The organism is Methylobacterium sp. yr668, assembly GCF_900116245.1.
GTDB lineage: Bacteria > Pseudomonadota > Alphaproteobacteria > Rhizobiales > Beijerinckiaceae > Methylobacterium.
Window position 1 is genome coordinate 120,337 of sequence record NZ_FOZY01000005.1, and the last position, 23,837, is coordinate 144,173.

The window sequence follows — 23,837 nt, forward strand, 5'->3', positions numbered from 1 at the left end:
ACAACGATCGCGGTCCCGGATCGTTTCCGGGCGGTCTTCGGCCGAGCGCGACCATAATTGTGCTGAAATCCTGTCGCATCCGGCACGGCGCAAGGATTCGGAGCGGCCCACGCGAGGGGCCGGACCGCGCGGCCCGCGCGGCGCTTCCGGACCGGGATGACCTGCGCGCGGCGCGCGCGACATGGGGACTGGACGATGAGAGGGGTGCTGATCGCGAGCTTGGCCTGTGCCGTGCTGGCCATGGACCTGACCGCGGCGACGCAGGCGCAGGCGCAGATGGGCGGCTCGCCCACGGGCTTCGGCCGGGGCAACCGCCGGCCGGGCGGCGAGGAGGAGAAGAAGCCCCAGTACGTGCCGGGGACCAAGGCCAGCGAGAAGATGTTCCCGCTGGACTCGACCTGGACCGCCGTGAGCCTGAACGGCAAGCCGTTCACGGGCGGCGACCGGCCGAGCTTCATCATCGACAAGCAGTACCGCGCCCGCGGCTACGGCGGCTGCAACACCTTCGCGGCGACCGCCTTCCCGCTCAAGGAGCAGCACATCGCCGTCGGCCCGCTCGCGCTCACCAAGAAGAGCTGCGACAAGGGCCTCGCGGCCGCCGAGCAGGCGTTCTTCATCGCCCTGCGCACCTCGGCGGCGTGGGACTTGGTCGGCTCGCAGCTCGTTCTGAAGAGCCCGAACGGCGAGCTGAAGTTCGACCGGGCCCTTTAAGGGCCGGTTCAGCACGCCGAACGACGACGGCCGCCGATTCAGACGCTCTTGAGGGACGTCGGCGCTCACTCCTCCGGTATCGAGGAGTGCGCGGATGCCAGTCGGGATCGGGATCGGACGCGGGGATCCCCTGCGTCCCGCGGTGACGCGGACCGCGCGCTTCTCGGGACCCGAGGGCTTCCATCCGGGCGCCCTCTGGCTCGCCGCGGCGTCGCCGCTCCTGGCGACCCTCCTCCTCCTGGTCCGGCTCGCGGCCTGAGGGGAGCCTGCGCCGACCGGTCCTAGCCTCAGCGGGTGCCGGTCGCGTCCGGCGCCCGCGAGGTCTCGGAGGCGCGGTGCGTCTCGGGCGAGGCCTCCGAGCGCAGCATCACGGGCGGGAACAGGGCCGCCAGACCCGCGGCCACGCCGTACAGGACGGGATCGGCGTTCGCTCCCGCTTCGGGCGGACGGAGATCGCTGGTCAGCTTCGTGCGCCGGCGGGCATCGCGCGCGTTCGCGAGCATCTGTCCGCGTCTCCGTTGTTCGCGTGTTCGAAACGGTCAATGCCGCGTTCCGCGTTTCGTTGCCGCGGACGTCCGATATTTCTCCCGGCCCTCGATCGCGGCCGATTCTCAGCCGCGGCGCCGGAGGATCGGCACGGACCGACCGTCCGGCAGCGGGCAGGCGGCCGGGACGACCTCGACGATCGACGCGCTCGGACAGCGCGCCCGGCAGCCCTCGGCCGCCGCGATCTGATCGCCGCCGCAGGCGTCGGCGAAGCAGAAGGTCCCGAGATCCTCGCACGTCGCCCGGAACCGGCTCGGCGCCGCCGGCCCCCGCAGGTCCGCGGCCCCGGCCCCCTGCGTCAGCAGGAGAAGCGTTAGACCGATCAGGGCCGGGAGGCGTGCCATCTCTGTCTCCGATCCGGGTCACGACCGCTTGCGGAGCCAGCCTAGCATTGGCAGCCTGGACGCGCCGTACCATTCCCGCGACACGTGCCGCGCGTCATCTGTCGCGATCCCGGCCGCGCCGCGCGGCCGATACCACCGCTCTTCCGTGAAAGGCCGCCATGCCGCTCTACGCCCTCGACGAGCACGTCCCCGACCTCGCCGACCCGGCCCGGGTCTGGATCGCGCCCGACGCGCAGGTGATCGGCCGGGTGCATCTCGGCCTCGATGTCGGCATCTGGTTCGGCGCGGCTCTGCGCGGCGACAACGAGCCGATCCGCATCGGCGACCGCACCAACGTCCAGGAAGGCGTGATCATGCACGTCGATCCCGGCTTCCCCCTCGTGATCGGGACCGACGTCACGATCGGGCACGGCGCGATCGTGCACGGCTGCACCATCGGGGACGGCAGCCTCGTCGGCATGGGTGCGACGGTTCTGAACGGGGCCCGGATCGGCCGCGGCTGCCTCGTTGGCGCCAACGCGCTGGTCACCGAGGGCAAGGAGTTCCCGGATCACAGCCTGATCGTCGGGGCGCCGGCCAAGGCCGTGCGCACCCTCGACGAGGCCGCGATCGAGGGTCTGCGGCAGGCCGCCCTGCGCTACGTGGAGAATGCCCGGCGCTACCGGGCCGGGCTGCGCCGCATCGACGGCTGACGGGTACGGGCCGCTCCCCGGAGGAGCGGCCGGAACACCCTTACTTCTTGGCCTTGCCGCGCTCGATCGCTTCCTCGATCAGCCGGTGGGCCTCCTCCTTGTCGCCCCAGCGGACGAACTTGACCCACTTGCCGGGCTCCAGATCCTTGTAGTGCTCGAAGAAGTGCTGGATCTGCTGGATCGTGATGTCGGGCAGGTCGGTGTAGTTCTCGACCCGGTCGTAGCGCTTGGTCAGGTGGCGCGAGGGCACCGCGATGATCTTCTCGTCCTCGCCGCCCTCGTCCTGCATCACCATCACGCCCACGGGACGCGCGCTGATGATCGCGCCCGGCAGCACGGCGCGGGTGTTGGCCACCAGCACGTCGCAGGGGTCGCCGTCGCCCGACAGGGTGTGGGGGATGAAGCCGTAATTGCCCGGGTAGAACATCGGCGTGTACAGGAACCGGTCGACGACCAGCGCGCCGGATTCCTTGTCCATCTCGTACTTGATCGGCTCGCCGCCCAGCGGCACCTCGACGATCACGTTGACGTCGTGCGGCGGCTTCTTGCCGAGCGGGATGGCGTCGATCTTCATGGCCTGTCGCTTCCGGAATGCGGTCTCGTCCGCTTCCCGGATCTCTTAGAGGCGCCGCCTGGCAAAGCAAATCAGTCGATGGTACGGCCCGGCAACGAGCGCTGGAAAACGTTAGCCGAAGAGAAACCCGACCTTCGGGAGCGGGAGGCCCGCCACGCGGTCCAGCACCCGCGGGCCGGCGACGCCGCCGAGCCCCTCGTAGAAGGCGCTGGCGCGGGCGTTGTCCTCCAGGCTCCACACGCCGAGCCGCGCGAGGCCGTGATCCGCGAGGTCGTTGCGCACCGCCCGGAACAGGCGGCGGCCCAGACCGACGCCCTGGTACTCCGGCAGCAGGTAGAGTTCGTCGATCTCCGCCTCGGTGCCGAGCGACCGGCTGCGCGTCCGCCCGTAGGCCGCGTAGCCGACGACGAGCTCGCCCGTCTCGACCACCGCGATCGGCCGGCCGCGGCGCAGGGCGCCCCGCCACCACGCCCGATCCCGGGTCGAGATCAGCCGCTCCAGGGCGACGCCCGGGATGATGCCGCGATAGGCCTCGCGCCACGACGCGTCGAACACCTTGGACAAGCCGCCGAGGTCGGCCTCGCGGGCCCGGCGGATGCTCGTGGTGCGCGTGCTCATGGGCCTCGGGCCTCCCATCGTCCGACCGGCGGATAACTCGCGCGGTCCGCGCAGGTTCGATGCCGATCCGGGCGGAGTGAAGGCAAGAACGGCGCCGGATCGCGTCGGTGTGTGGTCGACCGCGTGCCGGTCTGGTGCCGGGCCGCCGCGGGGCCGCCGCGGGGCCGCGAATTGCCGGGCCGCCGGGTGGCTGGTAGAGCCCGGGCTCGTTCCCTCGGCAGCCCGGCCTTGTTCAACCGCTTCCTCAAGCCCGAGACGCGCTACGCGCGCCGCATGGCCCGGATCGCCCGCTTCGAGCGGCCGATCGCCGGCCCCGGCGACCGGCTGATGGCGTGGGCCAGCATGCTGCTGATGGACCACGGCGTGTTCCGCCTCGCCTACCTCAACCGGCACCGGGTCGGCACCGGCGCCGTCTGGCGCTCGGCCCAGCCCGGTCCCCACCAGCTCGCCCGCTTCCGGGCCGAGGGCGTGCGGACGATCATCTCCCTGCGCGGCGGGCGCGAGCACGGGTCCTGGCCGCTGCAGCGCGAGGCCTGCGAGCGCCACGGCCTCAAGCTCGTCGAGTTCGTGCTCCGCTCGCGGGAGGCGCCGGACCGCGCCACCATCCTCGGCGCCAAGGCGTTCTTCGCCGGCATCGAGTACCCGGCCGTGATGCACTGCAAGTCCGGCGCCGACCGGGCCGGCCTCGCCTCGGCCCTGTACCTGATCCTGCACGAGGGCCGCCCGGTGGCCGAGGCCGCCCGGCAGCTCTCCGCCCGCTACGGCCATCTCCGCTTCGCCAAGACCGGGATCCTCGACGCGTTCTTCGCCCGCTACCGCGTCGAGGGCGAGGCGAAGGGCCTCGACTTCCTGACCTGGGTCGAGACCGTCTACGATCCCGAGGCGCTCAAGCGGGATTTCCGGCCGGGCTTCTGGTCGGATCTGGCCGCCGACCGCATCCTGCGGCGGGAGTGAAGATCACTCCGCGGGCGGCCGCGCCGCCTCGCGGAACGGGTGGGCCGGGTAGGTCCCGATCACCCGCAGCTCGCGCGAGAAGAAGCCGAGCTCGTCCAGCGCGCGGCGGAGGCCCGTATCCTCCGGATGGCCGTCGACCTCGGCGTAGAACTGCGTGGCGGTGAACTCGCCGTCGACCATGTAGCTCTCGAGCTTCGACATGTTGACGCCGTTGGTCGCGAAGCCGCCGAGCGCCTTGTAGAGGGCGGCCGGGATGTTGCGGACACGGAACACGAAGCTCGTCACGCAGGGCTCGGCGCCCTGGGCGACCGGCTCGGGCTCAGGGGAGAACACTACGAACCGGGTGGTGTTGTGCGCCTCGTCCTCGACGTCGCGCTCGAGGATGTCCAGGCCGTAGACCTCGGCGGCGAGGGCGGGCGCCAGGGCCGCCCGGCTCGGGTCGCCGATCTCGGCGATCTCGCGGGCCGCCCCGGCGGTGTCGCCGGCGACCACGGCCTTCAGGCCCAGCCGGCGGATGATGCGGCGGCACTGGCCCAGCGCGTGGACGTGGCTGTGGACGCTCCTCAGCGCCTCGAGCTTCGTGCCCGGCAGGACCATCAGCTGGAAGTGGATCGGCAGGAAGTGCTCGGCCACGATGTGCAGCGGCGAGATCGGGATCAGGTGGTGGATGTCGGCGACGCGGCCCGCGATCGAGTTCTCGATCGGGATCATCGCCCGCTGCGCGCGCCCCTCCGTCACCGCCGCGAAGGCGTCCTCGAAGGTCGGGCAGGGCAGCGGCGTCCAGTCCGGATAGGCCTCCGCGCAGATGATGTGCGAGTTGGCCCCGGGCTCACCCTGGTAGGCGATGGTGCGGTCGGTCATGGCGGCGCGGATTCGTTCGTCGGTCAGTTCAGGCGCCGGCCCTGCAGCAGGGCGCGGGCCCGTTCCAGGTCGGCGGGGGTGTCGACGCCGAGCGGCAGGTCGTCGACGATGGCGGCATCGATGCGCATGCCGGCCTCGAGGGCCCGCAGCTGCTCCAACTTCTCCCGCACCTCCAGCTCGCCGGGCGGCAGGGCCACGAACCGGCTGAGCGCCGTGCGCCGGTAGGCGTACAGGCCGATATGGTGCCAGAGGGGCCCGTCGCCCCAGGGCGCGCGGGCGCGGGTGAAGTAGAGGGCGCGCAGGCGCCCGGGACCGACCGCGTGGCCGACGAGCTTGACCACGTTGGGGTTGTCGGCCTCGTGCGGATCGGTGATCGGCGCGCAGAGGGTGACGATGTCGACGGTGCGGTCGGCGAGCGGCGCGACGGAGGCGCCGATGATCGCCGGGTCGATGGTCGGCAGGTCGCCCTGCACGTTGACGACCACGTCGTGGCGGCCCTCCGGATCGACGATCTCCAGGGCCTCGGCGAGGCGATCGGAGCCCGACGGGTGGTCGGCCCGGGTCATCACCGCGAGGCCGCCCGCGGCCTCGACCGTGCGGGCGATCTCCGCCGTGTCGGTGGCGACCACCACCGGGCCGATCCCGGCCTCGACGGCCCGGCGCCAGACATGGACGATCATGGCCTCGCCGGCGATGTCGGCCAGCGGCTTGTTCGGCAGGCGGGTCGCGGCGAGGCGCGCCGGGATCAGGACCAGGGGATCGGACATCGAGATTCGGATCCGGATGCGCGGATCGAGCGGCCGCGACGGGAGGCGGCCGGCTGCTTAACAGGCCGGCCTCCGGTTGTCGTCCCCCGGGAACGGGCCTGCGGAAACGGGCCGGGCCGCGGTGGAGAAAAGGTGCCACCCGGTGACAAGCTGGACAATTCGGTGGAACAATCCTGCGCCGGAGCGACGCGGAACGCCCCTGCGGCATTGTCAGGAGCCGCCCGGAACCGCTAAGGCAACCTCGAAATCTTCCAATGTCCGGTGTCCGAGCCCGCTCGCCCGTGTCAGGCGCGCGTTCGGCACGGCCGAGTTGCGAGAAGAGCATGAACTCGTTCGAGGTGAACAAGGTCCTGGGTGCGGTCCTCGGCGCCCTTCTGTTCGCGGCCGGATCGGGTTTCGTCGCCGAATTAATCTACCACCCGAAGCCGGCGGGCAATGCCGGCTACGACCTGCCCGAGCCGCAGCCCGAGACCGCCGCGGCGGCGCCCGAGGCCAAGGTCGAGCCGATCGCCGTCCGCCTCGCCAGCGCCAATGCCGAGAAGGGCGAGGCCGGCACCAAGGCCTGTCACGCCTGCCACAGCTTCGAGAAGGGCGGCCCGAACAAGGTCGGCCCCGACCTGTACGGCATCGTCGAGCGGCCGAAGGGCGCGCATGCGGGCTTCGACTACTCGGCGGCCATGAAGGAGAAGGGCGGCACCTGGACCTACGCCGACCTCGACGAGTTCCTGACGAACCCGAAGGCTTACGTGAAGGGCACCAAGATGGCCTACGCGGGCATCGCCGCGCCGCAGGAGCGGGCCAACGTCATCGCCTACCTGCGGACGCTCGCCGAATCGCCGAAGCCGCTGCCGGCCGTCGAGAAGACCGACGCCGCGCCGGCGGCCGCGCCCGCCGCGGCCAAGCCCGAGGACAAGCCCGCCGCCGACAAGCCGTCCGCCGACAAGCCCGCCGCCAACAAGGCGTCCGAGGGTAAGGACAGCCCGGCCAAGCCCGCCGATACCGGCACCGCCAAGCCGGTCGAGGCGAAGTCGCCCGGCAGCCCGCGGACGACCGGCGAGTCGAGCGACCGCAACGCGCCGGCTCCCCCGGCCAGCGCCCACGACAGCGACCAGCAGGGCCAGCCCTCGAGCCTGATCCCCGCCGAGCCGACCGCGCCGACGGCGCCGGCCGCCAAGGAGCCGGCCGCGAAGGCCAATCCCGAGGCCGTCGAGCGGGCGAAGGATCTGGAGGTCGGCGGCCCGACCAAGGATCTGAACGCGCCGCTGCCGACCCCGCAGCCGCTGCCGAAGGAGTAGGCGGCACGGCCGGGTGCGGGGCCGGGCACGGTCCCGCCCTTCGCGTGCCTGGCGCGTTCCGCCGGCATGGCTCCGGGCGTGGCCCTTGCTCTAAGGCGGCTGCGCCCCGGCATCCGGCCGGATCGAGAACCGCGTAGGGCCCCTTGACTGATCGACGTCCCGCCGTGCCGGAGCGCCGGGCCCCCCTGCCGCTCCTCGTCGCCGTGACCATGACCGGAACGGTGGCGCTGCACATCTTCGTGCCGGCGCTGGCGGCGGCGGCCGTCGACCTCGGCACCAACGCCGCCGGCGCGCAGCTGACGATCACCGTCTACCTGATCGGGCTCGCGGGCGGTCAGCTCCTCTACGGGCCGCTCTCGGACCGATACGGGCGGCGCCCGATCCTGATCGGGGGACTCGTCCTCTACCTCGCCGGCCTGCTGCTCGCGATCCCCGCGCCCAACATCGGCGTCCTGCTCGTCGCCCGCGTCCTGCAATCCCTCGGCGCCTGCGGCTCGCTGGTGATCGGCCGGGCGATGGTCCGCGACGTCTCGACCCGCGAGGACGCCGCCCGGAAGCTCGCGATCCTCACCACCGCGATGACGCTCACGCCCGCGCTGGCCCCGGCGATCGGCGGCGTGGTGAACGAGGCCTTCGGCTGGCGCGCGGTGTTCGTGGTGCTGGCCGGCCTCGTCGCCGTGCTGGGTGCGCTCGTGGTCTTCACCCTGCCCGAGACCAACCGCCACAAGGTGGCGCTGCCGGGCTTCGTCGCCGTCCTGTCCGGCTACCTGCGGCTGGTGCGGGTCCCGGTGTTCCGGGCCTACCTGGTGGCGGGCGCCTGCGGCGGCACCAGTCTCTACGCGTTCCTGGCGGTGGCGCCGTTCCTCCTCGTGGACCGGCTCGGGCGCTCCTCGCAGGAGGTGGGCTTCGACTGCCTGATCGTCGTGTTCGGCATGGTCGGCGGCGCCGTCCTGGCGAGCCGGCTCGCCGTCCGGGTGCCGATCCGCAAGGCGGCGCGGAGCGGCAACCTCCTCTGTATCGGGGCGGCGCTGTCGCTGCTGGTCGTGGACCGCACCGGCATGCTCGGCGTGGTCAGCCTGATCGTGCCGCTCTTCGCCTACGCGGTGGGCGTCGGTCTGCTCAGCCCCAACGCGGTGGCGGGGCTGATGAACGTCGACCCGCACGCCGCCGGGTCGGCCTCCAGCCTCTACGGCTTCACCCAGATGACGTTCGGGGCGCTGTTCACGGCCGCCGCCTCGGCGTGGCCGGCGACCTCGGCGACGCCGGTGGCGCTGGCGCTGCTCGCGGCCGGGCTGATCGCCGCGCTGGCGCTCCGGCGGGCCTGAACGGGGTTTCGAACGGTCGAGCGCCGGCCCCGGCGGCGCTCGCTGCTCGGCGGACCCGTCGGCCCTCTCCGTCATCGCGAGCGCAGCGAAGCGACCTAGGGTCAGCGCGCCCTCCGTAAGTGTGGCGCTACTGGATTGCTTCGCTTCGCTCGCAATGACGGCGGCTGCGTGTGGGTTGAGCTGAGCCATTCACGCGCATGCAGAAGACCAGCCCGGTGCGGACCGGAATCACCGTCAGAGAGCTGAGGCACGCCTGTCGGGCCCCGTTTCAGGTCCTGACCGCCTCGATCGGGCCCGTCACGCCCGCACGGAACTCCTCGGCCAGTTCCAGCCACAGCAGGCGCGCCGGGTCGACCGGTCCCGGCATGGTCAGGCGCCCGGGCGGAACCGGCGTGAACCCGAAGCGGGCGTAGTAGGGCGCGTCGCCGACGAGGATCACCAGGCCCTCGCCCGCCCGCCGCGCCCCCTCGATCGCCGCGCGGGTCAGGGTGCTGCCGATGCCGCGACCCTCGAAGCTCGGATCGACCGCCAGGGGGCCGAGCATCACGAAGGGCGTCGCCCCGGTCCGCACCGGCCCCATCCGGACCGAGCCGACGAGGAAGCTGCCGACCGAGGCGGTGATGCCGAGGTCGATCCGCTCGGCCGCGCCCTCGCGGAGGCGGTAGGCGGTGCGGGCGAAGCGGCCGGGCCCGAAGGCCCGGGCATGGAGGCGCTCGATGGCGGGGGCATCCTCCGGCCGCTCCGGCCGGATGACGAGGGACAGATCGGTCACGGGGTACTCGCGGGTCGGACGGGCGCCGCGTAGCAGCGCCGGGCCGGACCCGCAAACCGTCGCGCTACTCGGCGGCGGCCAGGGCGGGCCGCGCGCCGCCCTGCGTCAGCCTCAGGAAGCCCAGGGCCGCGAGCCAGATCACCGCGCCGCAGGCGGAGGCGACGCCGAGGACCAGCGCGAAGCCGCCGCGGTCGTGCAGGAGGGCGATCGCCGGCACCACGAAGCCGCTCGCCGTGAAGCCGACGAAGTAGCGCACGCTGTAGGCGCGGGCCCGGTAGGCGGGCGGCACGTAGCGGGCGATCATCGCGTCGTTGATCACCACCTGCCCGTAGATCGCCGTCATGGCGAGGACGAGCCCGGCGAGCAGCGGCAGGCCGGTCGAGACGGCCGCGATCCCGAGCCCGAGCGGCTGCAGCACCGACAGGGCCACGAACAGGGACGGCAGGCTGTAGCGGTCGATCAGCCGGCCCATGGCGAGCTGCATCAGGGCGCCGAACAGGAAGACGCCGGTGGCGATCGAGCCGGTCAGCGCCAGCGGCAGCGCCTGCCCGACGCCCTCGTCGATCACCTTGGGCAGGCTGATCGTCGTCAGGTTGAAGGTCAGGCCGCCCGCGAAGATCGACAGGGCGAACATCGCCATGAGCGCCCACGGCCGGGTCACCGGGATCACCGCCGCGCCGCCGGCCTTCCTCCCCGCGGCGTCGCCGTCGCCCGGGACCAGGGCCACGAAGGCGGCCCCGCAGGCGAGGCAGACGAGGCCGGGAACGATGAAGGCCGCGCGCCAGCTGACCGTGGCGGCGAGCAGCGCGGTCAGGCCGGAGGCCGAGGCCGCGCCGAGATTGCCCCAGACGCCGTTGATGCCGAGATCGTGCCCGAGCCGGCGGGCATGAGTCACCAGAATGGCCGAGCCGACCGGGTGGTAGATCGCCGAGGCGAGCCCGAGGACGCAGAGCCAGAGGGCGAAGCCCAGCGGCGTCGAGGCGCTCGCCACGCCCAGGCAGGACAGGCCGTAGCCGAAGAAGAACACCGCCAGCATGTTGCGCCGCCCGAACCGGTCGGCGAGCGAGCCCATCGGCAGCGAGCACAGGCCGAAGGCCACGAAGGCGCCGGTGGCGAGCCCGATCAGCTCGCCGTAGCCGAGCCCGGTCTGGGCCGCGATGGCGATCACCGCGGTCGGGTAGATCAGCAGCACGAAATGGTCGAGGGCGTGCGCGAAGTTGACGAAGCGCAGGGTGCGGCGGGACAGCGTGTCGGAATCCATCGCGGCGTATCCTCCGGGACGGCACCCTGATAGCCTGACCCGATGGCGGTGTTGGGCCGGATATGTACGCGAACGGGCCAATGTTGACGGAGGCGCGCGGCGCCGCGGGGCGGTCGACCGAGGCGGCCGACTATCAGGACGTGCCCCGCCCGGTCGCGGTGATGCCCAAGACCTACGCGGCCGGGATGCACCTCGCACGGCACTTCCATCCCCGCGCGCAGCTGCTCTACGCCACGTCCGGGCTGATGATGGCGTTCGCGGAGGACGGCACCTGGGTGGTTCCCGAGGGGCACGCCCTCTGGATCCCGCCGCTTCTGCCGCACGCGGTCGCGACCCACGGGGCTGTCGCGATGTGCTCCGCCTATCTCGATCCCGCCGCGGTCCGGTCCTTCCCGGCGAGTTGCCGGGTGATCGCGGTGTCGCGGCTCCTCGCCGCCGCGCTCACCGCGCTGGCGGAGGAGGCGGTGCTCTACGCAGAGGAGGGCCGCGGCGGCCACCTCGCCGCCCTGGTGCTCGACGAGATCGGCCGGGCCCCGGCGACGCCGCTCGCGCTGCCGCTCCCGCGCGACGCGCGCCTGCGCCGGGTCTGCCTCGCGCTGATCGAGGATCCGGCCTCGGGGTCCGATCTCGACGCCTGGGCCGACCGTGCAGGCGCGAGTCGGCGCACGCTCACGCGCGGGTTCCGCGCGGAGACGGGCCTCAGCTTCGGCGACTGGCGAGCGCGGGCCCGCGTGATCCGGGCGCTGGCGCTGGCGGCCGAGGGACGGCCGCCGCGGGCGGTCGCGGCGGCCGTGGGCTACCGGAGCGCGCAGGCGCTGCGCACGACCGTGGCGCGGGTGCTCGGCGCCGCGCGTCCGCTCCGCGGCGGGACGCCCTGAGCGCCGCCTAGGCTGCCTGTCGGGGCGCCTCGAAGAGCTCGTCGGCCGGGCCGAAGAACTCGAACTTCACCCGCTCGGCCGGGACGCCGCGGCGCAGCAGGCCGGTGGCGAGATCCCGAAGGAACGGCTTGGGACCGCACAGGTAGTAGGTCGCGCGGTCGTGCGGCGTGTGCTCCGCGAGCCAGTCCGCCGTGATCAGGCCCTGGACGTCGTAGTGCTCACCCGGCCGGTCCGCGGCTTCGGGCTCCGCGTAGAACGTCACGACCGTCGCGGCGCGGGCCCGCGCCGCGAGCGCCCGGGCGTGGTCGCGCAGGGCGTGGACGCGGCCGAACAGGGCGCCGTGGACGTACCAGGTCGGCCGGTCCGGGCTGTCCGCCGCGATGGTCTCGAGCATGCTGATCATCGGGGTCAGCCCGACGCCGCCGCTGACCAGCACCACGGGCGCATCGCTCTCGGCGTCGAGGCTGAAGTCGCCCGCCGGTGCGGCGACCTTCAGCACGGTGCCGGGCCGCGCGTGGTCGTGCAGCCAGTTCGAGGCGATCCCGGCCGGACGGCCCGGCGCCGCCTCGCGCTTGACGGTGATGCGGTAGGCCCGGTCGCTCGGCGCGCAGGACACCGAGTAGTTCCGCTTCAGCACACCGCGGCCCGGCAGGTCCAGGAGGAAGCCGAGATACTGGCCCGGCCGATGCCGCAGCACCGGGCCACCGTCGGCCGGCACGAGGACGAAGGAGCGGATCGTCTCGCTCTCCTGGGTCACGCTGTCGACCACGAAGTCGCGCCAGCCGTTCCAGCCGCCCGGCTTGGAGGCATGGTCGCGGTAGATCGCGGCCTCCCGGCCGATCAGCAGTTCCGCCAGGAACCAGTAAGCCTCCCCCCAGGCCGTGGCGATCTCCGGCGTGGCGGCCTCGCCGAGGACATCCCCGATCGCGCCGAGGAGGGCGTCGGCCACGTGCGGGTAGTGCTCCGGCAGGATGTTCAGGGCGACGTGCTTCTGCGCGATGCGCTCGACCGCGCCCGCCAGGACGCCGAGATTGTCGATGTTGCGGGCGTAGGCGAGCACGGCCTGGGCCAGGGCCTTCGGCTGAGAGCCGGTCTCGCCGTGATGGGACTGGTTGAAGAGGTCGCGGATCTCGGCGTTCTCGAAGAGGCGCTCGTACATGCGCTTCGTGATGGTGAGGCCGTGGGCCTCCAGGGCCGGCACGGTGGCCTTCATGAGAGCGACGGTGGCGGGGGAGAGGGGCGCGGGCATGGCACAGCTCAAAAGGTGCATACGACATGCTTCTTTTAGCGCCCCCTCGAAAAGATGCAAGGGAAATACATCTTATAGGGACGGTGCCTGTTCGCCTGCCTGCGGTGGTGCCGGTCCGCGGCTGCGCGTACGGACTCGGACCGCGGCGGACATCGCATCGCCCCACGGCAGGGATCGTCTTCTGGAGTTGAGATGCGCCTGACCCGCTACACGGATTACGCGTTGCGCACGCTGATCTACGTCGGGCTCCACGAGCCCGAGCAGAGTTCGATCGCCGGGATCGCGCGCGCCTACGGCATCTCGGAAAATCACCTGACCAAGGTGGTCCACCAGCTGGGTCGGCTCGGCCTGATCCGGACGATCCGCGGCCGGGGCGGCGGGCTTCGGCTGGCGAAGCCGCCGGAGGAGATCGTCGTCGGTGCAGTGGTGCGCCAGACCGAGGACGACCTGGCGCTGGTCGAGTGTTTCGGCGGCGGCGCCTGCGCCATCACGGCCCCGTGCCGGCTCCGGCGGGTGCTGGGCGAGGCCCTGGCGGCGTTCCTCGCCGTCCTCGACCGCTACACCCTGGCGGACCTCCTCGGCGCGCCGGACGGCGACGCCATCGCGGCGCTGCTGGGCCTGGCCGGCCCCCCGCGCGACGAGCCGCCGGTGCCGGCCGGCGCCGCGAGCCTCCCCGAGACCTGAGGATCCGCGCGCCGCGCGGTCAGGTCGCCCGCGCCGAGAAATCGATCCGCGGGTCGATCCAGACGTAGATCAGGTCGGACAGCAGGTTCACCGCGAGCCCGAGCAGCGAGAAGATGTAGAGCGTGGCGAACACCACCGGATAGTCGCGCCCGACGATCGCCCGGAACGACAGCTCGCCCAGGCCGTCGAGGGAGAAGATCGTCTCGATGAGCAGCGAGCCGGTGAAGAAGGCCGAGATGAAGGCGCCCGGAAAGCCCGCGATCACGATCAGCATCGCGTTGCGGAACACGTGCCCGTAGAGCACGCGCCGCTCGGACAGCCCCTTCATCCGCGCGGTCAGCACGTACTGCTTGCGGATCTCGTCGAGGAACGAGTTCTTGGTCAGCAGGGTCGAGGTGGCGAAGGCGCCGATCACCAGGGCGGTCAGCGGCAGCACCATGTGCCACGCGTAGTCGGTCACCTTGTGCCAGGGCGAGAAGCTCTCCCAACCCTCGCTGGTCAGGCCGCGCAGCGGGAACCACTGGTAGAACGAGCCGCCGGCGAACAGGATGATGAGCATCAGCCCGAACATGAAGCCCGGGATCGCGTATCCGATGATCACCACGAAGGAGGTCGCGCGGTCGAAGCGTGTGCCGTCCGCCACGGCCTTGCGGATCCCGAGCGGGATCGAGATCGCGTAGGACAGCAGCGTCATCCACAGGCCCAGCGAGATCGAGACCGGCAGCCGCTCCTTGATCAGCTGGATGACCGTGACGTCGCGGAAGTAGCTGCGGCCGAAATCGAACCGGACGTAGTCCCAGAGCATCTTGGCGAAGCGCTCGGGCGCCGGCTTGTCGAAGCCGAACTGCTTCTCGAGCTTGGCGATGAATTCCGGGCTCAACCCCTGGGCGCCGCGGTAGCGGGAACTGGCGTCGCCGCCGCCCGACGGCCGGCTGGCGCCGCCGAGGTCGCCCGACCCGCCGGTGACGCGGGACATGGCCCCGTCGCGCTGGCCCTGGAGCTGCGACAGCACCCGCTCCACCGGGCCGCCGGGGGCGAACTGCACGATGGTGAAGGTGATCAGCATGATCCCGAACAGGGTCGGGATCATCAGGCCGATGCGGCGCAGGATGTAGGCGAGCATGGCGTCAGTCCCGCCCGATCCGCTTGGCCTTGTCGGCGTCGAACCACCACGTCCCGGGGGCGCCGAGATCGTATTTCGGCGGGGTCGCCGGGCGGCCGTACACGTCCCAGAGGGCGAGGCGGTGGGTCGAGGCGTACCACATCGGCACCCAGTAGCGCCCGGCCCGCAGGACCCGGTCCAGCGCCCGGCAGGCGGTGGTCAGGTCCGCCCGCGACGTCGCGTCGGCGACGGCGGTGAGCAGCGCGTCGATCGCCGGGCTGGCGATCCCCGAGAGGTTGTTGGAGCCCGCCGTCCCGGCGGAGCGGGACCCGTAGGTCTCGCGCAGCTCCGCGCCGGGGGTGAGCCCGCTGCTGTAGCGGCGCGGCGTGACGTCGAAGTCGAAATCCTTCAGCCGCGCCTGGTACTGAGACGGGTCGACCGTGCGCAGGCTCGCCTTGATGCCGAGCAGCCCCAGGTTGCGGATGAAGGGCTGCGTGACCGCCTGGAAGACCGGATCCTCGTCGAGGAACTCGAGGGTCAGGGGCTGGCCGCCGGGCAGCAGCAGGTTGCCGCCCTGGCGGGTGCAGCCGGCCTCCCGCAGGAGCGCGTCGGCGCGCTTCAGCAGCGCCCGGTCCTGGCCGGACCCGTCGGAGACCGGCGGCGCCCAGGCCTCGCCGAACACCTCGGGCGGCAGGTCCTTGAACGGCTCCAGCAGGGCGAGCTCCTCGGCCGAGGGCTTGCCGGTCGCCTTGAGGTCGGAATTCTCGAAGAACGAGGCCGTGCGCGCGTAGGCGCCGTACATCAGGTTGCGGTTCGACCACTCGAAATCGAAGCACAGGCCGATCGCCTCGCGCACCCGCGGGTCGCGGAACGCCGCGCGGCGGGTGTTGATCCACCAGCCCTGCGTGCCGCTCGGCCGCGCGTCCGGCACCGTCTCGCGGACGACGCGGCCCTCGGTCATCGCCGGAAAGTCGTAGCCGGTCGCCCAGACCCGGGCGGTGAACTCCTCGCGGAACGTGAAGGCACCGCTCTTGAACGCCTCGAAGGCCACGGTGCGGTCGCGGAAATACTCGTAGCGGATCGCGTCGAAGTTGTTCTGGCCGACATTCACCGGCAGCTCGGCGGCCCAGTAATCCGGGACGCGCTCCAGGCCGATGGACCGGCCCGGATCGACGGTGCCGACCCGGTAGGGACCGGAGCCGAGCGGCGCCTCCAGGGTCGAGGCCTCGAAGTCCCGGCCGGCGTAGTAGGCGGCGGAGAAGAGCGGCAGCTGCGCGACGAACAGCGGCAGGTCCCGGGCGCGGCCCGGCTCGAAGGTCACCACGAGCCGCCCGTCGCCCTCGGCCCGGGCGTCGGTCACGGGCCGGATCACCTCGGCGATCTCGGGGTGGCCCTTGTCGCGCAGGAGCTTGAGGCTGAAGGCCGCGTCCCGCGCGGTCAGCGGCGAGCCGTCGTGGAACCGCGCCTGCGGGCGCAGCGCGAAGGTGTAGGTCAGGCCGTCCGGGCTGACCGTGACGGCGCGCGCCACCAGCCCGTAGAGGGCGTCCGGCTCGTCGAGGGCGCGGACCATCAGGCTGTCGAAGGTCAGGGGCATGCCGGCGGCCCCGTCGCCGCGCAGCACGTAGACGTTGAGCGTGTTGAAGGTGTTGAGCGACTGGTTGCCGGTCGTCGCGGCGAGCTGCGCCGAGAAGCGCCCGCCGCGGGGCGCCATCGGGTTCACGTAGTCGAAATGCGCGAAGTCCGGGCCGTATTTGAGCTCGCCGAAGCTGGACAGACCGTGGCGCTCGTGCGCGTCGGCCGCCCGGGCGGGGCGCCACGGCGGCATCGCCGCGAGCGCGCCGGCCCCGAGGACCAGCCCGCGCCGGGTCGGCATCCCGGGACCGCCCGTCAACGGGGCGCCCCGGTCTTGGCGGCGAGCTTCTCGTCGTACCACCACGTCGTCGGGAAGCCGGAGCTGGCGTAGAGCGGCAGGATCGCCGGGTGGCCGAACCGGTTCCAGCGCAGCGTCCGCTGCTGGTCGGAGGACCACTGCGGGACGACGTAGTCGTGGGCGAGGAGCACCCGGTCCAGGGCCCGGGTCGCCGCGATCACGGTGTGCCGGTCCTTGGCGAAGATCACCGTCTCGATCAGGGCGTCGATGCCGGGGTCCTTGATCCCGATCAGGTTGCGCGAGCCGGGCTTGTCGGCCGCGGCCGAGCCCCAGTACTCGCGCTGCTCGTTGCCGGGCGAGAGCGACTCGCCCCACGACGCCGTGGTGACGTCGAAGTCGAAGTTGCGGATGCGGTTCTGATACTGCGCCTGGTCGATGACCCGCAGGGTGGCGTCGATGCCGATCAGCTTCAGCTGCGCCGAGAACGGCAGGATGACCCGCTCGAAGGTGTTCTGGAACTCCAGGAACTCGACGGTCAGCGGCTCGCCGGTCGCCTTGCTGACCATCTTGCCGCCGCGCAGCTCGTAGCCGGCCTCGCGCAGCAGGCCGACGGCCTCGCGGAGGTTCCTGCGCACCGCCTCGGGGCCGTCGTTGACCGGGTTGGCGTAGGGGGTGGTGAAGACCGAGGCCGGGACCTTGTCCTTGACGCTCTCGAGGATCGCCTTCTCCTCGCCCTCCGGCAGGCCCGATGACGCCAGCTCCGAGCCGAAGAAGTAGGAGTTGATCCGCTTGTACAGGCCGTAGAACAGCGCCTTGTTCATCTCCTCGTAGTTCATCGCGAGGTTGAAGGCCCGGCGGACGCGCGGGTCCCTGAACTTGTCCCGGCGCGTGTTGAAGGCGAAGGCCTGCATGATGCCCATGCCGCGCTCGGGGAACGCCTCCTTGATCAGCCGGCCCTCCTTCACGGCCGGGAAATCCTCGTAGGCGGTCGCCCAATTGCGGGCGATGTTCTCGACGCGGAAATCGTAGAGGTCGCCCTTCAGCGCCTCGACCAGCACGGTGCCGTCGCGGAAATACTCGTAGCGCTCGGTGTCGAAGTTATAGCGACCGGCATTCACCGGCAGGTCCTTGCCCCAGTAATCGGGCACGCGGGTGTAGGTGGTGGTGCGGCCCGGCTCGAACTTCGCGAGGCGGTAGGGGCCCGAGCCCAGCGGCGGCTCCAGGGTCGTCTCGGTGACGCTGCGCGGCTTGCCGTTGGAATCCTTGGCGGTCCACCAGTGCTTGGGCAGGACGCGGAGCTGCCCGATCACCTGCGGCAACTCGCGGTTGCCGGTCTCGGTGAAGGTGAAGGTCACCTCGCGCGGCCCGGTCACCTCGGCCTTGGCCACCGTCTGGTAGTACGCGGCGTAGAACGGGCTGTTGGCCTTGAGCACGTCGAAGGACCAGACCACGTCCTCGGGCGTGATCGGCTTGCCGTCGTGCCAGCGGGCGTTCTCGCGCAGCCGGTACGAGACGGAGCCGAGATCGGGGGCGATCCGCACCGCCTCGGCGAGCAGGCCGTAGGAGGTGAACGGCTCGTCCGACGACTCGGTCATCAGCGGATCGTAGATCTGCTGGATGCCGTTCTCGAGGTCGCCCTTCAGGCCGGCGACGACGATGTTGAAATTGTCGAACCCGCCCTGGGCCCCGAACCGGACCATGCCGCCCTTGGGGGCTGCCGGGTCGGCGTAGTCGAAATGCTTGAAGTCCGGGCCGTATTTCGGCTGGCCCATCAGCGTGATCGCGTGGGTCCACTGGCCGTTGGCGGCCGGCAGGGTGGCCGGCACGGCAGGCGGCGTCGACGGCATCGCGGCCGGTTCCTGCGCACGGGCCGGGGCGAGCTGGAGGCAGGCGACGAGGAGCGTCGCGGCGAGGAGGCGTCCAGTCACGGTCTGCGCTGTCACGGGCAGGCTGTCTCCGTTGGTTCGAGCCCGCGCCGGACGCGGACTCTCTCGACATGTCAGGGGGTCATAGGACGCGGACCGCCGCCCGTCGACCATGCGGGAGCGCACAGGGCCGCACGGGTCCGAAGGCGCGCCCAGCCGCAAGTCCGCGTCACGCCGCCCGCCCCCGCCGGCCCTCGACCAGCCACATGGCGAGCAGGGCGGCCGCCAGCGCGGCCAGCGCCGCGAGGCCGAGCGCCAGCGGGTAGACCTCGACGCCGCGGATGTTGGCGCTGTCGCTCGGCCGGAAGCCGATCCAGTCGCTGCCGGCGAGGCGGCCGCCGCGCACAAGCGCGAGGCGCGGCACCTGGATGCCGCCGGACTCGGCGACGCGGCGGACTGAGCCGCCCGACCCGTCGGCCGCGGCCTTCAGGCGCTCGGTGTCGCTGAACACGTCGGCGAGCTCGCGCGGGTTGGCCGGCCCGACGCTGACGAAGGCCACGAGGTTGCCCGACCGCAGGGTGTGCAGGCCCAGGGTCTCCGCGTCGAAGGTCGCGGTGAACAGGCCGGGCTCCTGGGGCTTGAGCGTCAGCGTCGTCACCTTGCCGGTGGGGCCCGTCACTGTGACCGGCTCGGCCTGATCCGCCATCGTCTGGCGCTCGACCCGCACCTCGCGGCCGCGCCCGGTGGTCTGGGCGCGCAGCGCCTCCTCCTCCAGGGCCGGCTCCTTCATCAGCCAGTGGCCGAGGCGGCGCAGCAGGTCGAGATAGGGGCCGCCCTCCTGGTAGCCCCGCGCCCAGAGCCAGGCGTGGTCGGACAGGAGCAGGGCGACGCGGCCCTTGTCCTCGCGCGACAGCGCGAGCAGCGGCAGGCCCTCGGCCCCCGACAGGATCGGCTGGATTCCCGGCCGGGTCCGGGCCTCGACGATGCGCAGCCAGTCGCCCCAGGCGGGCGGGTTCGCGTCCGAGCCCGGCAGGGCGCGGGTCACCGGGTGGCGCTGGCCGACCTGCGTCGGCGTCGCCTTGTAGGGCTTCTCGACGACCCGGCCGTCGGGGTCGCCGGGCAGGATGCCGGCGAGCCGGGTGCGGGCGAGGCTGGCCGGTCCGGCGAATTCGGGGCCGGCGGCGATCAGCAGGGCGCCGCCCTCGCGGACGTAGCGGACGATGTTGTCGAAATAGGCCTGCGGCAGCACGCTCTGATTGGCGTAGCGGTCGAAGATGATCAGGTCGAAGTCCTTGATCTTCTGGACGAACAGCTCGCGCGTCGGGAAGGCGATCAGGGAGAGTTCCGAGATCGGCGTGCCGTCCTGCTTCTCCGGCGGCCGCAGGATGGTGAAGTGGACGAGGTCGACGTTGGCGTCCGACTTCAGGAGGTTGCGCCAGGTGCGCTCGCCCTGGTGCGGCTCGCCGGAGACGAGCAGCACCCGGAGCTTCTCGCGGATGCCCTCGATCGGCAGGACCGCCCGGTTGTTGACCGTGGTGAGCTCGCCCGGCAGCGGCTCGACCTCGATCTCCACCACGTTCGGGCCGCCGTGCTCGATGCGCAGGTTCAGAGCGAACGGCTTGTCGGTGGCGACGTCCCGCCGGCCGATCTCCTCGCCGTCGCGGCGCACCGTGACGACGGCGTGGCCGGTCCCGCCGCGCTCCATGACCTCGGCGCGGATCGTCAGGTCCTTGCCGACGATGCCGAAGCGCGGCGCCTCCAGGAGCTTGATCTGCCGGTCGCGCTCGTCCGGGTGACCGGTGACGAGGACGTGGAGCGGCGCCTTGATGCCGAGCTGGGCCAGGGAGGCGGGGACGTCGTGCACCACGCCGTCGGTGAGCATCACGATCCCGGCGAGGCGTTCCGGCGGCACGTCGGCCAGCGCCTGGCTCAGGGCCGTGAACAGCTTGGTGCCGTCGTCGCCGTCCTTGGAATCCGGCACGTCGATGAAGCGCGGCTCGATGTCGGTGAGCGCGCCGAACCGGCGCTGCAGCTCGGCGCGGACCGCGTCGGTCATCTGCGGCCGGTCGCCGAGCTGCTGCGACCCGGACCGGTCGACCACGATGGCGGCCACGTCCTTCACGGGCTCCCGGTCCTCGCGCACCAGCGCGGGGTTGGTGAGCGCCGCCAGGACCAGGGCGAGGACGAGGACGCGCAGCAGCGCGGTGCGGCCCCGCGCCAGGACGGCGAACACCGCCAGGACGGCGACGATCGCTCCGAGGACGGCGATGGCCGGCCAGGGCAGGAGGGGCGTGAAGCTGAGGCTCAGCATGGGGCGGAGCGCTCCGGATCCGTGAGGCGGCGCCGCGCCTCATTCCATGAACCGCCACGCTCACGCGGCGGCGCGGGCAGGCGCGACGGGCTCCTTCTCCCGCGCGGGAGAGGGCTGGGGTGAGGGTCGGGAAGGTACAGGCTCGAGCACGCCGTCAATGTGCCGGCAGGGAGCGCCGCGTCCGGGGAGATCTGGCCCCTCACCGTATCCCTCTCCCGCACGGGAGAGGGGACCCGCGCCCCGTCCTGCCGACGCGGCGCCGCGCGCGCGCTTCGAATCTGCAGGCATGCAGAGGAGGGAGGGGAGGCGGCCGCGCGCCGTGTGTCCGAACCGATCACTGCCCCAGCCGCTCCAGCAGCGCGGGCACGTGGACCTGGTCCGCCTTGTAGTTCCCGGTGAGCGTGTACATCACGATGTTCACGCCGCCCCGGAACGCCATCTCGCGCTGGCGCTGGTCGCCGCCCACGACCGGGTAGAGCGGCTCGCCCCGGCGTCCCACCGCCCAGGCGGCGGCGAGGTCGTTGCCGGTGATGATGATCGGGCTCACACCGTCGCCGGCGCGGGCCGGGCGGCGCTCGGCGCCTTCCGCGGCCGGCGGCAAAGCCTCCACCCAGGTCTGGCCCGTGGCGTAGCGGCCGGGGAAGCTGTCCACGAGGTAGAAGGCCTTGGTCAGCACGTGGTCGAGGGGCACCGGCTCCAGTTCCGGCACCTCGAGCGTCGCCAGCATCTTCCGGAGATAGGCTCCTTCCGGGGTGGGCGGCCCGCCCGGCCGCGCGGTGAGCGCGTCGCGGGTGTCGAACAGGACCGTGCCACCGTTGCGCATGAACGCGTCGATCTTGCGGATCGCGACGTCCGAGGGCTGCGGCCGGTTCGGGGCGATCGGCCAGTAGATCAGCGGGTAGAAGGCCAGCTCGTCCTTCGCCGGATCGATCCCGGCCGGCTCGCCCGGCTCCAGCGCGGTGCGCGCGGCCAGCATCTGGGTCAGGCCGGTGAGGCCGGTGCGGCTCGCCTCGTCGACGGCGGCGTCGCCCGTGATCACGTAGGCGAGGCGCGTGACCAGCGCCGACTCGATGCCGTTCGGTCGGTTGGCCGGCGGCTCCTCCGCGCGGACCGGGCGCGCCGGCAGGGCGGCGAGCAGGACGAGGCCGGCGAGGGCCAGCACGGCCGGCCGGCCGCGCAGGCGGGCCGCCAGACCGCCGCGGCGCAGGAAGCCGCCGAGCCACAGCCCCGCCAGGGTGTCGAGCGCCAGCAGCAGCAGCGCCAGGGTGAACAGGCTCGGCCGCAGGTCCAGGGTCTCGGCGCCGGCGAGGGATCCGAACCGGGCGCCCTCGAGCGCGGCGGTGTCGAGGGGCTTCAGCCGGTCATCCGGTTTCAGGGCGTTCACGCTGATGCCTCCGTCCGGCGGGCCGTAGAAGCCCGGCGGATGTTCGAGGTTCGCCCGGTCGGCGTAGTCGGCCGACACCGCGGTGGCCGAGGCCGGCGGCGAGCCCAGCGCGCCGAACCCGTCCAGCGTCACCCGCGGCGCGAGCACCGGGGCCGCGGCCCGCGTCGCGTCCCCCTGGACCGGCGCCGCGGCGCCGGCCAGCGCCACGACGCGCCGGAGCATGTCGATGAACAGGCCGGAGAGCGGCAGGTTCGACCACGTGGTGTCGGCGGTGACGTGGAACAGCACGATCGTGCCCTGGCCGCGCTTCTGCGCGGTGACGATCGGCGTGCCGTCCTGGAGCGACGCCCAGGTCCGGCTCGGCAGGTCGCCGTCCGGCTCGGCCAGGATCTGGCGGCGCACGCCGATATCGGCCGGCGGCGTCAGGCCCGCGAAGGGGCTCTCGGGCGGGAACGGGGCCAGGGTCTTGGGGCTGTCCCAGGAGAGTGTGCCGCCGAGGGTCCGGCCGCCCCGCCGCAGCCGCACCGGCACCAGCGGGTCGTTGCCGGCGGCGAGCCGCGGGCCGGCGAAGCGCAGCAGCATCCCGCCGTCCTTCACGAAGCTCTCGATCCGCGCGGTGGTCTTCTCGTCGAGCGCGCCGACATCGGCCAGCACGAGGACCGAGACCTGATTGTCGAGGAGCTGGTTGATCGAGTCCGCCGTGCCCTTGGCGCCTCGGGGCTCCTGCACGTCCGCGAAGGGCTGGAGCGCCCGCGACAGGTAGTAGGTCGGCGCCAGGAGCGGCTGCGCCTGGTCGAGGGTGCCGCCGAACACGAGCCCGACCCGGCGGCGCTTGCCGCGCTCGTCCTGCAGCACCACGGCGCCGGCCGAGCGCTCGCCCGCGATCTCCAGCCGGCTGATGCTGTTGCGCAGCTCCACCGGCATCTCGAAGGCCGCGTCCGCCTCGGTGGCGTCGGCTCCGAAAGCGAAGTCGCGCTCGGCGAGCGGCAGGCCCTTCTGGTCGAGCGCCCGGATCACCCCGGCGTCGCGCCCGTTCGGCGCGGCCCGCAGGGCGTGCGTCACGAGCTTGCCGGCGTTCTCGGTGGCGGTGAGGGCGAGGGCCGGCGGCCTGTCGGCCCGCAGCACCGTGAGGGCCGCGCCCCTGTCGCCCGCGAGGTCGGCGAGCCCCTTGGCGAAGCGCGTGTCGCCCGCGCCGGCGACGCCGTCGCTGATCCAGACGAGCCCGGCGCCGCGGTTCTTGTCGAGGAAGGTCTCGATCGTCGCGAGATGCGCGTCGCGGGCGGGGAGGATCGGGCGCGGCGCGAGGGCGCGCAGGCGCTCCAGGGCGGCGGCCGGCGTCTTCGCCTCGAAGGCCGCGGGGGCGTCGGCGAGGCCGATCACCGCGACGGGCCGTCCGTCCCGGGCGGCGCCCTCCACCGCGTCGGTGGCGACGCGCAGGCGGTCGCGCCAGTCGTGGGCGGCCGGGAAGCCGTTGTCGAGGAGCACGAGGAGCGCGCTGCGGCCGCCCCCGGCCCCCACGCCGCCGGCGTTCCAGACCGGGCCGGCCACCGCGAGGATCAGGGCGGCGGCGATCAGGAGCCGGAGGATCAGCAGCCAGGGCGGCGTGCGCGCCGGGGTCTGCCGCTGCGGGATCAGGTCGGCGACGAGCTTCAGCGGCGGGAAGTTGATCCGGCGCGGGCGCGGCGGGGTCACCCGCAGCAGGAACCACAGGGCCGGCAGGCCGATCAGGGCGGCGAGCGCCAGCGGCGCCGCGAAGGTCAGACCCAGCATGGCG

The 23,837-nt window shown here is 72.6% G+C and carries 22 protein-coding genes; 8 read left to right on the forward strand and 14 right to left on the reverse strand.

The window, feature by feature from the left end; translation table 11 throughout:
* Positions 1-195: 195 nt before the first annotated feature.
* Both BM419_RS08470 and BM419_RS32335 read left to right on the forward strand, forming a co-directional pair.
* Positions 196-711, forward strand: coding sequence for an META domain-containing protein (locus BM419_RS08470; protein ID WP_091926157.1), 516 nt, complete (start codon positions 196-198; stop codon positions 709-711).
* Positions 712-805: 94 nt separating this feature from the next.
* Positions 806-970 (forward strand): hypothetical protein, encoded by a 165-nt coding sequence (locus tag BM419_RS32335; protein WP_020092646.1) that lies wholly within the window; start codon positions 806-808, stop codon positions 968-970.
* Positions 971-998: 28 nt separating this feature from the next.
* Here BM419_RS32335 and BM419_RS08475 read toward each other — a convergent pair whose 3' ends face one another.
* Positions 999-1,214, reverse strand: a complete 216-nt coding sequence (locus tag BM419_RS08475; protein ID WP_020092645.1) for a hypothetical protein — start codon at positions 1,212-1,214, stop codon at positions 999-1,001.
* A 108-nt stretch (positions 1,215-1,322) separates the two neighbouring features.
* A complete protein-coding gene (locus tag BM419_RS08480; RefSeq protein WP_091926159.1) occupies positions 1,323-1,601 on the reverse strand; it encodes a hypothetical protein in 279 nt (92 codons plus the stop codon).
* A gap of 158 nt (positions 1,602-1,759) precedes the next feature.
* Between BM419_RS08480 and BM419_RS08485 the strand changes: the two genes are divergently transcribed.
* The gene (locus BM419_RS08485; RefSeq protein ID WP_020092643.1) at positions 1,760-2,293 is read left to right on the forward strand and encodes a gamma carbonic anhydrase family protein; all 534 of its coding nucleotides are present in this window, start codon (positions 1,760-1,762) and stop codon (positions 2,291-2,293) included.
* A gap of 40 nt (positions 2,294-2,333) precedes the next feature.
* Here the strand turns inward: BM419_RS08485 and ppa are convergent, their stop codons facing one another.
* Positions 2,334-2,867 (reverse strand): inorganic diphosphatase, encoded by a 534-nt coding sequence (gene ppa, locus BM419_RS08490; protein ID WP_020092642.1) that lies wholly within the window; start codon positions 2,865-2,867, stop codon positions 2,334-2,336.
* Positions 2,868-2,978: 111 nt separating this feature from the next.
* The gene (locus BM419_RS08495) at positions 2,979-3,485 is read right to left on the reverse strand and encodes a GNAT family N-acetyltransferase (RefSeq protein ID WP_056525909.1); all 507 of its coding nucleotides are present in this window, start codon (positions 3,483-3,485) and stop codon (positions 2,979-2,981) included.
* A 228-nt stretch (positions 3,486-3,713) separates the two neighbouring features.
* Here BM419_RS08495 and BM419_RS08500 point away from each other — a divergent pair, with 228 nt between their 5' ends.
* Positions 3,714-4,439, forward strand: coding sequence for a tyrosine-protein phosphatase (locus BM419_RS08500; RefSeq protein ID WP_091926161.1), 726 nt, complete (start codon positions 3,714-3,716; stop codon positions 4,437-4,439).
* A 3-nt stretch (positions 4,440-4,442) separates the two neighbouring features.
* On the opposite strand, the gene BM419_RS08505 is transcribed toward BM419_RS08500, so the two are convergent.
* Both BM419_RS08505 and BM419_RS08510 read right to left on the reverse strand, forming a co-directional pair.
* On the reverse strand, positions 4,443-5,300 hold the full coding sequence (locus BM419_RS08505; protein ID WP_020092639.1) for a prephenate dehydratase: 858 nt from the start codon (positions 5,298-5,300) through the stop codon (positions 4,443-4,445).
* Positions 5,301-5,323: 23 nt separating this feature from the next.
* Positions 5,324-6,067 carry a 3-deoxy-manno-octulosonate cytidylyltransferase gene (locus BM419_RS08510; RefSeq protein ID WP_020092638.1) on the reverse strand — a complete coding sequence of 248 codons (744 nt, stop codon included), beginning with the start codon at positions 6,065-6,067 and terminating at the stop codon, positions 5,324-5,326.
* Positions 6,068-6,390: 323 nt separating this feature from the next.
* Here BM419_RS08510 and BM419_RS08515 point away from each other — a divergent pair, with 323 nt between their 5' ends.
* On the forward strand, positions 6,391-7,362 hold the full coding sequence (locus BM419_RS08515) for a c-type cytochrome (protein ID WP_091926163.1): 972 nt from the start codon (positions 6,391-6,393) through the stop codon (positions 7,360-7,362).
* Positions 7,363-7,526: 164 nt separating this feature from the next.
* The gene (locus BM419_RS08520) at positions 7,527-8,687 is read left to right on the forward strand and encodes a multidrug effflux MFS transporter (RefSeq protein ID WP_091926165.1); all 1,161 of its coding nucleotides are present in this window, start codon (positions 7,527-7,529) and stop codon (positions 8,685-8,687) included.
* 268 nt (positions 8,688-8,955) lie between these two features.
* Here the strand turns inward: BM419_RS08520 and BM419_RS08525 are convergent, their stop codons facing one another.
* A complete protein-coding gene (locus BM419_RS08525) occupies positions 8,956-9,459 on the reverse strand; it encodes a GNAT family N-acetyltransferase (protein WP_091926167.1) in 504 nt (167 codons plus the stop codon).
* Positions 9,460-9,523: 64 nt separating this feature from the next.
* Positions 9,524-10,720: an MFS transporter gene (locus BM419_RS08530; protein ID WP_091926169.1), complete on the reverse strand. Its 1,197-nt coding sequence runs from the start codon at positions 10,718-10,720 to the stop codon at positions 9,524-9,526.
* An 80-nt stretch (positions 10,721-10,800) separates the two neighbouring features.
* On the opposite strand from BM419_RS08530, the gene BM419_RS08535 reads away from it, so the two are divergent.
* Positions 10,801-11,598, forward strand: coding sequence for an AraC family transcriptional regulator (locus tag BM419_RS08535; protein WP_244540726.1), 798 nt, complete (start codon positions 10,801-10,803; stop codon positions 11,596-11,598).
* A gap of 7 nt (positions 11,599-11,605) precedes the next feature.
* Here BM419_RS08535 and hmpA read toward each other — a convergent pair whose 3' ends face one another.
* Positions 11,606-12,847: an NO-inducible flavohemoprotein gene (gene hmpA / locus BM419_RS08540; protein ID WP_091926173.1), complete on the reverse strand. Its 1,242-nt coding sequence runs from the start codon at positions 12,845-12,847 to the stop codon at positions 11,606-11,608.
* Between the two features lie 192 nt (positions 12,848-13,039).
* Between hmpA and BM419_RS08545 the strand changes: the two genes are divergently transcribed.
* Entirely contained in the window at positions 13,040-13,531 is a 492-nt protein-coding gene (locus BM419_RS08545) for an Rrf2 family transcriptional regulator (protein WP_056525927.1), read from the forward strand.
* A 19-nt stretch (positions 13,532-13,550) separates the two neighbouring features.
* Here BM419_RS08545 and BM419_RS08550 read toward each other — a convergent pair whose 3' ends face one another.
* The 5 genes from BM419_RS08550 to BM419_RS08570 form a co-directional block, all read right to left on the reverse strand.
* A complete protein-coding gene (locus BM419_RS08550) occupies positions 13,551-14,654 on the reverse strand; it encodes a microcin C ABC transporter permease YejB (protein WP_091926174.1) in 1,104 nt (367 codons plus the stop codon).
* A gap of 4 nt (positions 14,655-14,658) precedes the next feature.
* Complete coding sequence (locus BM419_RS08555) at positions 14,659-16,506, reverse strand: extracellular solute-binding protein (protein WP_091926176.1); 1,848 nt, start codon at positions 16,504-16,506, stop codon at positions 14,659-14,661.
* Positions 16,507-16,520: 14 nt separating this feature from the next.
* On the reverse strand, positions 16,521-18,446 hold the full coding sequence (locus tag BM419_RS08560) for an extracellular solute-binding protein (protein ID WP_091926178.1): 1,926 nt from the start codon (positions 18,444-18,446) through the stop codon (positions 16,521-16,523).
* 151 nt (positions 18,447-18,597) lie between these two features.
* Positions 18,598-20,679 (reverse strand): hypothetical protein, encoded by a 2,082-nt coding sequence (locus BM419_RS08565; protein WP_091926179.1) that lies wholly within the window; start codon positions 20,677-20,679, stop codon positions 18,598-18,600.
* Positions 20,680-21,013: 334 nt separating this feature from the next.
* Entirely contained in the window at positions 21,014-23,833 is a 2,820-nt protein-coding gene (locus BM419_RS08570; protein ID WP_091926181.1) for a DUF4159 domain-containing protein, read from the reverse strand.
* Positions 23,834-23,837 lie beyond the last annotated feature (4 nt).